We start from the raw sequence: 11,938 nt of genomic DNA, 5'->3' as shown, positions 1-11,938 counted from the left end.
CATAATACTTGGGCCGGCCGCCATACTTGGAATCTCACGAGGCCGCGAGTCGATTCGGCTTGCCTCAAGCTGTTGATCTGGAGGAAATACCAATGTCTATCTTTCGTGCGGGCCGTCTTTGGCTGGCGGCATTCCTGTTGGGCATGGGGGGCGCGGCCGCGGCCGCGGGCCCGGACACCGCGCTGTTGGCTGCTGCGGGCAATGGCGACGCGGCCCGCGTCAAGCAGCTGCTGGGGCAGGGCGCTGCCGTGGATACGCGCGATGCGGACGGCAATACGCCGTTGCTGCGCGCGACGCAGGGCAATCATGTCGAAGCGGCACGCGTTCTGATCGAGGCCGGCGCCAACGTCAATGCGCAGAACTCGATCCGCGACAGCGCCTACCTGCTGGCCGGCGCCCGCGGCTATCGCGAGATCCTGGCGCTGACGCTGGCGCACGGCGCTGACCTGAAAAGCACCAACCGCTACGGCGGCACTGCCCTCATTCCCGCATGCGAGCGCGGCCACGTCGAAGTGGTGGACATGCTGCTGCGCGCCGGCGTGGACGCGGACCATGTGAACAACCTGGGTTGGACCGGCCTGCTGGAAGCCGTGATCCTGGGCGATGGCGGCGCGCGTCACCAGGCGATCGTCAAGCGGCTGATCGAAGCCGGCGCCGACGTCAACCTGGCGGACGGCAAGGGCGTGACGCCGCTGCGTCATGCGCGTGAGCGCGGACAGACCGAAGTCGTGCGCCTGCTGGAGGCGGCGGGAGCGAAGGGCTGAGGCGCTGGCGCTGCGAAAAAAAAACGGGGCTTGCAAGCCCCGTTCTTCATGCTGGAAACGGCAAGCCGGATCAGAAGCCCTCGTGCGGCACGTGCACCCGGCCTTCCATCAGCACGCGGGCGCTGCGGCTCATGATGGCCTTGGTGACCTTCCATTCGCCGTCGACCAGCTTGGCCTCGGCGCCGACGCGCAAGGTGCCGGACGGATGGCCGAAGCAGACGTTGTCGCGTTCGCCGCCGCCCGCGGCCAGGTTGACCAGCGTGCCCGGCACCGCCGCCGCGGTGGCAATGGCGACGGACGCGGTGCCCATCATGGCGTGGTGCAGCTTGCCCATGGAGAGCGCGCGCACCAGCACGTCGATGTCGCCCGCGCCGATCTTCTTGCCGCTGGAGGACACGTATTCCTTGGGCACCGCCACGAAGGCGACCTTGGGCGTGTGCTGGCGGCTGGCGGCCTCTTCCAGTGTCTTGATCAGGCCCATGCGCAGCGCGCCGTGGGCGCGGATGGTCTCGAAGCGCGCCAGCGCGGCGGCGTCGCCGTTGATGTCGTCCTGCAGTTCGGTGCCGCGGTAGCCCAAGGCTTCGGCGTCCAGGAAGATCGTGGGGATGCCGGAGTTGATCATGGTGGCCTTGAACGTGCCGATGCCAGGCACTTCCAGGTCGTCCACCAGCTTGCCGGTGGGGAACATGGAACCACCGTCGCCTTCCTCGGCCGGGTCCATGAATTCCAGGCGCAGTTCAGCCGCCGGGAAGGTTACGCCGTCCAGTTCGAAGTCGCCGGTTTCCTGCACCGCGCCGCCCGTCATGGGGACGTGCGCGATTATGGTTTTCTGGATGTTGGCCTGCCAGATGCGCACGACGGCGACGCCGTCCTGCGGCACGCGGGCGGGGTCGACCAGGCCGTTGGTGATGGCGAACGGCCCGACGGCGGCGGACAGGTTGCCGCAATTGCCGCTCCAGTCCACGAAGGGCTGGTCGATGGAGACCTGGCCGAACAGGTAGTCCACGTCATGGTCGGGGCGCGTGCTTTTGCCGATGATGACGGTCTTGCTGGTGCTGGAGGTGGCCGCGCCCATGCCGTCGATCTGCTTGCCATAGGGATCGGGGCTGCCGATCACGCGCATGAGCAGCGCGTCGCGCGCGGCGCCGGGCACGCGCGCGGACTCGGGCAGGTCGTCGAGCTTGAAGAACACGCCTTTGCTGGTGCCGCCGCGCATGTAGGTGGCGGCTATCTTGGTCTGGGGAGCATGGGTCATGGGGCAGTCCTGATGATGGGTGTTGGGGCGGGCGCCGCGGCGCCCGTCCCGCCTATGGCGGATCAGCCGGCTTTCTTGTCGGCGCCGGAAGCTTCCAGGAAGTCCTGGGCAAAGCGCTGCAGCACGCCGCCGGCTTCGTAGATCGAGACCTCTTCGGCCGTGTCCAGGCGGCAGGTCACGGGGACTTCGACGGTTTCGCCGTTGCGGCGGTGGATCACCAGCGTCAGGTCGGCGCGCGGCTTGCGCTCGCCGATGACGTCATAGCTTTCGGTGCCGTCCAGGGCCAGCGTCTTGCGGTTCACGCCCGCCTTGAATTCCAGGGGCAGTACGCCCATGCCGATGAGGTTGGTGCGGTGGATGCGTTCGAAGCCTTCGGCGACGATGGCTTCCACGCCAGCCAGGCGCACGCCCTTGGCGGCCCAGTCGCGCGACGAGCCCTGGCCGTAGTCGGCGCCGGCCACGATGATCAGCGGCTGCTTGCGGTCCATGTAGGTTTCGATGGCTTCCCACATGCGCATGACCTTGCCTTCAGGTTCCACGCGGGCCAGCGAGCCTTGCTTCACCGTGCCGTCCGCGTTCTTCACCATTTCGTTGAAGAGCTTGGGGTTGGCAAAGGTGGCGCGTTGCGCGGTGAGGTGGTCGCCGCGGTGGGTGGCGTAGGAGTTGAAGTCCTCTTCGGGCAGGCCCATCTTGTGCAGGTATTCGCCCGCGGCGCTGTCCATCAGGATGGCGTTGGATGGCGACAGGTGGTCGGTGGTGATGTTGTCGCCCAGCACGGCCAGCGGCAGCATGCCGCGCAGCGTGCGCTCGCCTGCCAGCGCGCCTTCCCAGTATGGCGGGCGGCGGATGTAGGTGCTCTGCGCACGCCAGTCGTACAACGGGCTGACGGCGGCCTTGCGGTCGTCCTGGATGCCGAACATGGGGGCGTAGACCTTGCGGAACTGCTCGGGCTTGACCGCCGACTTCACCACGGCGTCGATCTCTTCGTCGCTGGGCCAGATGTCCTTGAGACGGATCTCGCGGCCGGCGGCGTCCGTGCCGAGCACGTCGCGCTCGATGTCGAAGCGGATGGTGCCGGCAATGGCATAGGCCACGACCAGCGGCGGCGAGGCCAGGAAGGCCTGCTTGGCATAGGGATGGATGCGGCCGTCGAAGTTGCGGTTACCGGACAGCACGGCGGTGGCGTAGAGGTCGCGATCGATGATTTCCTGCTGGATGACCGGGTCCAGCGCGCCCGACATGCCGTTGCAAGTGGTACAGGCGAAGGCCACGACGCCGAAGCCCAGCTGTTCCAGTTCCGGCGTCAGGCCGGCTTCGTCCAGGTACAGCGAGACGGCCTTGGATCCCGGCGCCAGCGAGCTCTTGACCCAGGGCTTGCGGGTCAGGCCCGCGCGGTTGGCGTTGCGCGCCAACAGGCCGGCGGCGATGACGTTGCGCGGATTGCTGGTGTTGGTGCAGCTGGTGATGGCGGCGATGATCACGGCGCCGTCGGGCATCTGGCCGGGATTGTTTTCCACCACGCCGGAGATGCCGCGCTCTGCCAGGTCGCTGACCGGCAGGCGGCGGTGCGGATTGGACGGACCGGCCAGGGTGCGCACCACGCTGGACAGGTCGAAGCGCAGCACGCGTTCGTATTCGGCCTGCTTCAGGCTGTCGGACCACAGGCCCGTGGTCTTGGCGTAGTTCTCGACCAAGGCGATCTGCTCGTCCTCGCGGCCGGTCAGGCGCAGGTAGTCGATGGTCTGCTGGTCAATCGAGAACATCGCGGCGGTGGCGCCGTACTCGGGCGCCATGTTCGAGATGGTGGCGCGGTCGCCCAGCGTGAGGCTGGCGGCGCCTGCGCCGTAGAACTCCAGGTAGGCGCCCACGACCTTCTCCTTGCGCAGGAATTCGGTCAGGGTCAGCACGATGTCGGTGGCGGTGATGCCGGGCTGCGCGCGGCCGGTGAGTTCCACGCCGATGATGTCGGGCAGGCGCATCCACGAGGCGCGGCCCAGCATGACGTTCTCGGCTTCCAGGCCGCCCACGCCGATGGCGATCACGCCCAGCGCGTCCACGTGCGGCGTGTGGCTGTCGGTGCCGACCAGCGTGTCGGGGAATGCCACGCCGTCCTGCGTGTAGATGACGGGCGACATGCGTTCCAGGTTGATCTGGTGCATGATGCCGTTGCCCGGCGGCACGACTTCGATGTTGCGGAAGGCCTGCTTGGTCCAGTCGATGAAATGGAAGCGGTCTTCGTTGCGGCGGTCTTCCACGGCGCGGTTCTTGGCGAAGGCGTCGGGGTCGTCGCCGCCGTATTCCACGGCCAGCGAGTGGTCGACGATCAGCTGCACCGGCACCACCGGATTGACCTTGGCGGGGTCGCCGCCCTTGTCGGCAATGGCGTCGCGCAGGCCGGCCAGGTCGACCAGCGCGGTCTGGCCGAGAATGTCGTGACAGACCACGCGCGCCGGGAACCACGGGAAGTCCAGATCGCGGCGGCGCTCGATCAGCTGCTTCAACGCGTCGGTCAGCATGGCCGGATCGCAACGGCGCACCAGGTTTTCCGCCAGCACGCGCGAGGTGTAGGGCAGGCGGTCGTAGGCCCCGGGCGAGATCGCCTCGACGGCGGCGCGGGTGTCGAAGTAGTCCAGGCGGGTGCCGGGCAGGGGCTTGCGGTAGTTTTGGTTCATGCCTCGGTGCGCTGCAGGTTGCCCTGCGCGATCTGCTGTTCGATGTTGATACGGGATGCGCGGATGTGGCGGCGCATCAGGATTTCAGCCAACTCGCCATCGCCGTCGGCGATGGCATCCAGAATGCGGTGGTGTTCGGCGTAGGCCTGCCGGGGGCGGTTGGGGGTGGTCGAATACTGGATGCGGTACATGCGCGCCAGCTGGTAGAGCTCGTCGCACAGCATGCGGAACAGCATCTGGTTGCCGCTGCCCTTGACGATGCGGTAGTGGAAATCGTAGTCGCCTTCCTGCTGGTAATAGCCCAGCCCGGCCTGGAAGGCTTCATCGCGTTCGTGCGCTTCCAGCACGGCGCGCAGCTCGGCGATTTCCGAGGGCGGCATGCGTTCGGCGGCCAGGCGGCAGGCCATGCCTTCCAGCGATTCGCGGATTTCATAGAGTTCGGACAGTTCCTGCTGCGACAGCGACACCACGCGGGCGCCGGCGTGGGGCACGCGCACCAGCAGCTTCTGGCCTTCCAGGCGGTGCAGGGCCTCGCGCAGCGGGCCGCGGCTGACGCCATGGATGCGGGCCAGCTCGGGCTCGGAAATCTTGCTGCCGGGGGCGATTTCACCCTTGACGATGGCGGACTGGATCTTGCGGAATATGTGTTCCGCAAGCGTCTCGTTGTCGCCGGGGGCGGCGCCGGGCAGGGTCAGCACCTTGCTCATTGTGTTGACAATCTTTCCGCTATGGGAAGAAAAATTCGGAAAAAAGCGCCGTGTGACGCAAGATTGTCAACAATTTACCTCGGCGGCGGGGCGGGCGCAAGCCCGCCCCAATGGGACGCAGGGCGGGCGCCTAGCGCTTGTGGTGCACTTCCTGCAAGCCATAGACCTGCACCGGCACGCCCACCTGCCGCGCCTTCAGCTGCAAGGACAGGTACTGCGAGTAGTGCCGCGACTGGTGCAGGTTGCCGCCATGGAACCAGAGCGCTTCCTGCTGCGTGGGCTTCCACATGTTGCGCTGCTCGCCCTCCCATGGGCCGGGGTCCTTGGTGGTGTCCGAGCCCAGGCCCCAGCACTTGCCGACCTTGTCCGCGACCTCGCGGTTGATCAGGTCGGCGGCCCAGCCGTTCATCGAGCCGTAGCCGGTGGCATAGACCACCAGGTCAGCCGGCAGGCTGACGCCGGACTTCAGCACCACGGCGTCGCGTGTCAGGTGGCTGACGTCGGTGCGTGACTGCAGCTTGACGCTGCCGTCGATGATCAGATCGCAGGCGCCGACGTCGATGTAGTAGCCGGAGCCGCGCCGCAGGTACTTCATGAACAGGCCCGAACCGTCGTCGCCCCAGTCCAGCATGAAGCCGGCCTCTTCGAGCTTGGCGTAGAACCCGGCGTCGCGTTCGCGCATCTGGTCGTAGAGCGGGATCTGGAACTGCGCCATGATCTTGTAGGGCAGGGACGCGAAAGTCAGGTCGGCCTTGCGGGTGGTCATGCCATTGGCCAGCGCCTGCTCTGAATACAGGCCGCCCAGGCCGATGTCCATCAGCGTGTCGGAACGCACGATGTGGGTGGACGAGCGCTGCACCATGGTGACGTTGGCCCCGCCTTCCCACAGCGCCGCGCAGATGTCGTGCGCGGAGTTGTTGGCGCCGATGACGACCACGTTCTTGCCGCGGTAGGCGTCGGGACCGGGGTGTTGCGAGGAATGCTGCTGTTCGCCCTGGAATTCGTCCTGGCCGGGGAAGGTGGGGACATTGGGCTTGCCGGACATGCCGGTGGCCAGCACCAGCTGCTTGGGCCGCAGCACCACGGGCTTGCCCTCGCGCAGCACCGTGACCTCCCATTCCTGTTTCTGCTCGTCGTAACGGGCCGACTGGCAGACGCTGGAGGTCCAGTAGTTGAGCTCCATGATCTTGGTGTACATCTCCAGCCAGTCGCCGATCTTGTCCTTGGGCGCGAAGACGGGCCAGTTCTCGGGAAAGGGGATGTAGGGCAGATGGTCGTACCAGACCGGGTCGTGCAGGCACAGGGACTTATAACGCTTTCTCCAGCTGTCGCCGGCGCGTTCGTTCTTTTCGATGATGATGGTCGGCACGTCCAGTTGGCGCAGGCGTGCGCCCAGCGCGATGCCGCCTTGGCCGCCGCCGATGATGAGCACGTAGGGCTGGGTCTGGTAGCCCAGTTCGGCGGCTTCCTGCTCGCGCTTTTCCAGCCAGGTCTGGCGCGTGCGGCTGCTGCCGTGTTCGGCGCCCTTGGGACGGCGCAGGCCGCTGGGTTCCTCGTGCCCCTTGAGTTCGGACATGGTGGTCAGCAGCGTCCAGATCTTGCCGTCCTGGACGCGGATGTGGCCATAGCCGCGCGCGCGGTTGGTCTCGATCTCGATCCAGCCTTGCAGCAGGCCGGCCTCCTGCGACACGGTTTCCTTCGGATCCAGGCTGAAGCGCACCGGCTCCACTTGCGACAGCTGGTGCTGCAGCATGTCGCGGATCTGGCCATGGCCTTCGAGCGTGCGGATGTTCCAGGTGAACAGCACCAGGTCGCGCCAGTAGCAGTCATCCTGGAACAGGGCCGCGACGCCGTCGATGTCCTTGTTGCCCAGCGCCGTGTTCAGGCGCGTGAGTACGGCGTCCAGGGCGGCGCCGGCTTGATCGGTCTGCATGTCTAGTCTCCTTGCCCGTGGCGGGCGATCGTTGTCGTGGCGGACCGGGACATGGTCCGCTGGCGGCCCCGGCCTGTGCCGGCCGGTGGGCGTCGATAACGATCAAGCAATCGGCATGCCAGCCCTGGCGCGCAGGAGAGCTGGACTGGATGCCGTGGCGCCGCGCCACACCTGTGGCGCAAGGGTGTGGCGCCTGGGGTGGCGCCCGGCCGTGGGCCTCAGGAGCGCGAGGAGACGCCGTGGCGCCGCATCTGGCGATGCACGGTGGAGCGGTCCACGCCCAGGCGCCGCGCCGCTTCGGAGACGTTGCCGCCGCAACTGGCCAGCACGGCGCGCAAGGCGGCTTCTGCCGGGCTGGCGGCGGCCGCCGCGGGCGCCAGTGCGTCGGGCAGGTCGGCGGGTTCGATCACGCCGTTCTCGCACAGCGCGGCGGCGACCGCGATGGCGTTGGCGAGTTCACGGATATTGCCGGGCCAGGCATGCGCCTTCAACGCCATCAGCGCGGCGGGCGCCAGCACGGGGGCGCCGGACTCGTCCTGGTGGCGCGCCAGCAGGCGGGCGATGAGCCATTCCAGGTCCGCACGTTCACGCAGCGGCGGCACGGTCAGCGTGGCGGCATTGATGCGGTAATAGAGGTCTTCGCGGAAGCGCCCCTCGCGCACCAGGGCGGCCAGGTCGCGGTGCGAGGCCGACACCAGGCACAGGCGCACGGCGCGCGGGGCGTTGGCGCCGATGGGTGTGACCTCGGATTCGGCCAGCACGCGCAAGAGGCGGCTTTGCAGCGCCAGCGGCATGTCGCCGATCTCGTCCAGGAACAGGGTGCCGCCGTCGGATTCCTCGATCAGGCCCTTGCGGCCCTTGGCCGCCGCGCCGGTGTAGGCGCCGGGCAGGTAGCCGAACAGCTCGCTTTCGATCAGCGATTCGGGAATCGCCGCGCAATTCACGGCGACGAAGCGCCCGGCGCGCTGGCTGCTGTCGTGGATGGCGCGGGCCAGGTATTCCTTGCCGACTCCGGTTTCGCCTTGCAGCAGGAGGGGCAGCCCCTGCCGGGCCAGTTTGGCTACGCGCGTCAGCATGGCCGCCATGCGAGCATCGCCGCCATCCAGACCGCGCAGCGCGGACGGCGCGCCGCGCACGGCGACCGAGGTTCTGCGCGCGTGCCGGTTGGGTTCGATGGCATGCGCGAACAGCGCATTGCCGTCGCGGGCCGCGATCAGGCGTTGCTGCGGCGCATGGGCGCGGGTGTAGCGCGGCAGGTCATCGAGCTGCACGTCGAAGAAACGGGTGACGGGCTGGCCGATCAGGGCGGCCGGGTTGCGCCAGTCCAGGCCTGCCGCGCGCGCCAGCAGCTTGGCGCCGGTATGCGTCATGCCCAGGATGCGGCCGGAGCCGTCCAGCGAGATCGCGGCCTCCGGGTCCACGTCCAGGAATTCCGGCGAGCGCGCGAAGCGCAGCACCCATTCGTTGCTGGTGCGCGCCATCAGGTTGGCCATCTCGATGCGCCGCGTGGTGCTAGTGACCAGGTGCAGCGCCAGGTTCTGGCTGGCTTTCAGGATGGGCGAGCTCAGCAGCGAGATGTCCAGCACGGCCGCGAGTTCGCCGTCGGCGTTGTAGATCGGCGCGGCGGTGCAGGACAGCGGCGTATGGGTGTTGTCGAAGTGGTCGGTCTGGTGGATGGTAAGGGCTTCGCCGCTTTCCAGGCAGGCGCCGACGGCGCAGGTGCCGGCGCGACGCTCCGACCATTCCGACCCCAGATACAGTCCGGCCTTGCGCAGGCTGGCGGTCTGCTGCGCGTCGCCCAGGAATTCCACGGTGACGCCCTGGCGATCGGCCAGCAGCAGCACGTAGTTCTGGCCGGCGACCTGGCGGAACAGATGGTCCAGGCCGGACCTTGCAATGGAAATCAGCGCTTCGGACTGCTGGCGGTGTTCGCGCAGCCGGCCATCCGGCACGATATAGGCCTCGCAGGCCTGGGCGGGATCCAGCCGGTACTGGTCCAGGCAGCGCAGCCAGCTGCTGACCACGTGCGCGTCGCGCTGGGTGGGGCGGCCCTGGCCGACTTGTTCGATCTCGCGGATATGGGCGGAGTGCAGGGATTCCTGACTAGGCATGTCGTCTCCATGTTGCGCCCGATCTGCGCCGGATCAACGGCCAGCATGCACAGAGGACGACACGCCTGTAAATGCTGGTTATCCAGCATCGGGACGTATGGGGGACGCTACAGGTCGACCTTGACCTTGCCGGCCTGCACCAGCCCCGCCACGTCGCGGATTTCCGCCAGCAACGCCTGTTGCAGCTGCGCGGGCGTGCCGCCGGTGGGCTGGAAGCCCTGTTCGCCCAGCTTGGCGCGCACCGTCTCGGTCTGCAACGCGCGGTTGATGCCCTGGTTCAGCGCCGCGATGGCGGCTTCCGGAGTGCCGGCCGCGCAATAGGTGCCGAACTGGATCTGCGCCGAGAAGCCGGGGTAACCGCCTTCCGCCACCGTGGGAATGTCGGGGTACTTGGGCAGGCGTTCCGGGCTGGTCACGGCCAGCACGCGCAGGCGTCCGCCTTGCAGATACGGTTCCACCGCTGCGACGGTGGCGACCACCACCTGGATCTGTCCGCCCAGCAGGTCCGTCATCATCGGACCCGTGCCGCGGTAGGGCACGTGCAGCATGTCGATGCCGCAGGCGGCCTGCAGCAATTCGGTGGCCAGATGTTGCGGCGTGGCGTTGCCGGGGGAGCCGAAGGTCAGCCCCTTGGGCTCGCGCTTGGCCTGGGCGACGAGTTCGCCCAGGGTCTTGGCAGGCAGGTCCGCATTGACCGCCACCATGTAGGGCGAACGCGCAATCGGGCAGACCGGCGCCAGTTGCTTGAGCACGTCCTCGGGCGGCTTGGCGTAGTAGCGCACCGACGGCACCAGGCCGGCAAACAGCAGCACGCTGCCATCCTTGGCGCCGTTGGCGGTGTAGTCGGCGCCCAGCATGCCGCTGGCGCCGGGTTTGTTCTCGACCACTACCGGGCGGTCCAGCGCGCCTTCCAGCGTGGCGGCGATCACTCGGCCCAGCACGTCGGTGCCGCCGCCGGGCGGGAAGGGCACGATGACGCGCAAAGGGGCTTCGCGCGCGCTGGCGGCGCCGCCGAGCGCTGCGCCCAGCGGCGTGAGCGCCAGGGCCGCCATGTTCTTCAGGATGGTTCTGCGATTCATATTGTTTGTCTCCGTATCCACTCTACGCGGGCTAGGCCGCGCTTGGCGCGCCGGCAGCCGGCAGAAAAAATCCATGCAGCGCCGCCGCCACGATGGCCGGTTCCTCCACCGGCAGCATGTGTCGCTGGCCTGGCACCACCTGCGCCTGCGCATGGGGCAGCGCTTCGGCCAGTTCCCGTGTCATGCGCGGGGTCGAGCCGACGTCCAGTTCGCCGGTCAGCGCCAGCGCGGGACAGGCGATGTCTGGCGCGGCCTGCGCCAGGATCGGGTCGCCCTGCGCGAACACGCGGTAAGCGGCCAGGAAGCTGGCGCGGTCGTTGTCCAGCAGGCGCTGGCCGATGCTGGCCACGCGCTCGGGACGCCGGGCCTGGAACGCGGGCGTGAACCAGCGCTGCAGCGAGACCTGGGCCGCGGCTGCGGGATCCTGCGTGGCAGCTGCTTCCAGCCGCGCCAGCACGGCGCGCGTTTCGTCCGCGCTGCGGCGGAACACCGTGCTCAGCAAGGCCAGGCGCGTGACGCGTTGCGGGCGTGCGGCGGCATAGGCGCCCGCGATCAGGCCGCCCATGGAATAGCCCAGCAGATTGGCGCTTTGCCAGCCGGCGCGATCCAGTTCCGCGTCCAGCTGCGCGATGTAGTCCTGCACCGTCACTCCATCGGCGACGGCGGGGGCGCGGCCATGGCCCAGCATGTCGTAGCGCAGCACCTCGAAATGCGGCTCCAGCAGCGGCGCCAGATCGTCCCACAAGGTGTGGTCCAGGCCGACGCCATGCAGCAGCACTAGCGGTACGCCGCGGCCCGAACGGCGAAAATGCGCGCTCATTTGGCCTGCGCCTCGCGTTCCAGTTCCTGCAGGTCGGAATAGCGGTTGCCGATCCGATGATGCGGACGGCCCGAGGTCGCCGCGCCCAGGGCGATCACGATTTCGTCGGGGGCGGGCGCGTCGTTGATGGTTGTCTGCACGGTCAGATAGTGCGAGCGCAGGCCTTCGTCGAGCTTGTGCATCAGCGGCACGGTGATCACGCAGCCGGGGCCGCCGCGCATATTGGTGAAGCTCAGGTAGCTGGTGCCGCCAACCGCGCCGCGATAGGCGTTGCCGAAGCGCAGGGTGTGGATCAGCGCCGAGGCGTGTTCGACTTCGCCGGCCGTGCCCACGACCGCGGCCTTGCCATAGGCTTCAACCTGGTCGGCCGAGCCGGCCTGACGCAGGATTTCCGCGACCAGCAGCTCGCCCAGCGGCGGCGCAGCTTCCAGGATCTTGGGCCGCAGGTCTTCCTGGAACGGCTGGCCGGCCCAGGGATTGCGGATCACGGCCGCGGCGATGACCATCACCAGCGGGCGCTCGGCGGCGCGACCGCCTTCGATCAGGGTTTTTTCCACATAGCTGACTACCTTGCGCACTTGCAAAGACATAACCGCT

Annotated in this window: 9 protein-coding genes; 1 reads left to right on the top strand and 8 read right to left on the bottom strand. The window is 68.0% G+C overall.

The window, feature by feature from the left end; genetic code table 11:
* Positions 1–92 precede the first annotated feature (92 nt).
* Positions 93–764 carry an ankyrin repeat domain-containing protein gene (locus tag DXK93_RS14230; protein WP_119450378.1) on the top strand — a complete coding sequence of 224 codons (672 nt, stop codon included), beginning with the start codon at positions 93–95 and terminating at the stop codon, positions 762–764.
* A 70-nt stretch (positions 765–834) separates the two neighbouring features.
* On the opposite strand, the gene prpF is transcribed toward DXK93_RS14230, so the two are convergent.
* The 8 genes from prpF to DXK93_RS14190 all read right to left on the bottom strand — a co-directional run bounded on the left by prpF (position 835) and on the right by DXK93_RS14190 (position 11,931).
* Positions 835–2,019 carry a 2-methylaconitate cis-trans isomerase PrpF gene (gene prpF, locus DXK93_RS14225; protein ID WP_119450377.1) on the bottom strand — a complete coding sequence of 395 codons (1,185 nt, stop codon included), beginning with the start codon at positions 2,017–2,019 and terminating at the stop codon, positions 835–837.
* Positions 2,020–2,081: 62 nt separating this feature from the next.
* Positions 2,082–4,691: a Fe/S-dependent 2-methylisocitrate dehydratase AcnD gene (gene acnD / locus DXK93_RS14220; protein ID WP_054452082.1), complete on the bottom strand. Its 2,610-nt coding sequence runs from the start codon at positions 4,689–4,691 to the stop codon at positions 2,082–2,084.
* Entirely contained in the window at positions 4,688–5,398 is a 711-nt protein-coding gene (locus tag DXK93_RS14215) for a GntR family transcriptional regulator (RefSeq protein ID WP_054452081.1), read from the bottom strand. The genes acnD and DXK93_RS14215 overlap by 4 nt, the downstream gene beginning before the upstream one ends.
* A 130-nt stretch (positions 5,399–5,528) precedes the next feature.
* Entirely contained in the window at positions 5,529–7,331 is a 1,803-nt protein-coding gene (locus tag DXK93_RS14210; RefSeq protein ID WP_119450376.1) for an NAD(P)/FAD-dependent oxidoreductase, read from the bottom strand.
* A 218-nt stretch (positions 7,332–7,549) separates the two neighbouring features.
* The gene (locus tag DXK93_RS14205; RefSeq protein WP_119450375.1) at positions 7,550–9,442 is read right to left on the bottom strand and encodes a sigma-54-dependent Fis family transcriptional regulator; all 1,893 of its coding nucleotides are present in this window, start codon (positions 9,440–9,442) and stop codon (positions 7,550–7,552) included.
* A 107-nt stretch (positions 9,443–9,549) separates the two neighbouring features.
* Positions 9,550–10,521, bottom strand: coding sequence for a tripartite tricarboxylate transporter substrate binding protein (locus DXK93_RS14200; RefSeq protein ID WP_054452078.1), 972 nt, complete (start codon positions 10,519–10,521; stop codon positions 9,550–9,552).
* Between the two features lie 31 nt (positions 10,522–10,552).
* Positions 10,553–11,341 carry an alpha/beta fold hydrolase gene (locus tag DXK93_RS14195; protein WP_054452077.1) on the bottom strand — a complete coding sequence of 263 codons (789 nt, stop codon included), beginning with the start codon at positions 11,339–11,341 and terminating at the stop codon, positions 10,553–10,555.
* Positions 11,338–11,931 carry an amino acid synthesis family protein gene (locus tag DXK93_RS14190; protein ID WP_054452076.1) on the bottom strand — a complete coding sequence of 198 codons (594 nt, stop codon included), beginning with the start codon at positions 11,929–11,931 and terminating at the stop codon, positions 11,338–11,340. Before DXK93_RS14190 ends, DXK93_RS14195 begins: the two co-directional genes overlap by 4 nt.
* Positions 11,932–11,938: the final 7 nt, after the last annotated feature.

The organism is Achromobacter sp. K91 (assembly GCF_003576205.1).
GTDB lineage: Bacteria > Pseudomonadota > Gammaproteobacteria > Burkholderiales > Burkholderiaceae_B > Achromobacter > Achromobacter aegrifaciens.
Note: the sequence above shows the minus strand (reverse complement) of the source record. Positions and strands in the feature narration are given on the sequence as shown.

Bases quoted from the DNA above. Each gene is read 5' to 3' on its own strand.
- DXK93_RS14230 (WP_119450378.1), top strand. From the start codon at position 93: ATGTCTATCTTTCGTGCGGGCCGTCTTTGGCTGGCGGCATTCCTGTTG.
- prpF (WP_119450377.1), bottom strand. From the start codon at position 2,019: ATGACCCATGCTCCCCAGACCAAGATAGCCGCCACCTACATGCGCGGC.
- acnD (WP_054452082.1), bottom strand. From the start codon at position 4,691: ATGAACCAAAACTACCGCAAGCCCCTGCCCGGCACCCGCCTGGACTAC.
- DXK93_RS14215 (WP_054452081.1), bottom strand. From the start codon at position 5,398: ATGAGCAAGGTGCTGACCCTGCCCGGCGCCGCCCCCGGCGACAACGAG.
- DXK93_RS14210 (WP_119450376.1), bottom strand. From the start codon at position 7,331: ATGCAGACCGATCAAGCCGGCGCCGCCCTGGACGCCGTACTCACGCGC.
- DXK93_RS14205 (WP_119450375.1), bottom strand. From the start codon at position 9,442: ATGCCTAGTCAGGAATCCCTGCACTCCGCCCATATCCGCGAGATCGAA.
- DXK93_RS14200 (WP_054452078.1), bottom strand. From the start codon at position 10,521: ATGAATCGCAGAACCATCCTGAAGAACATGGCGGCCCTGGCGCTCACG.
- DXK93_RS14195 (WP_054452077.1), bottom strand. From the start codon at position 11,341: ATGAGCGCGCATTTTCGCCGTTCGGGCCGCGGCGTACCGCTAGTGCTG.
- DXK93_RS14190 (WP_054452076.1), bottom strand. From the start codon at position 11,931: ATGTCTTTGCAAGTGCGCAAGGTAGTCAGCTATGTGGAAAAAACCCTG.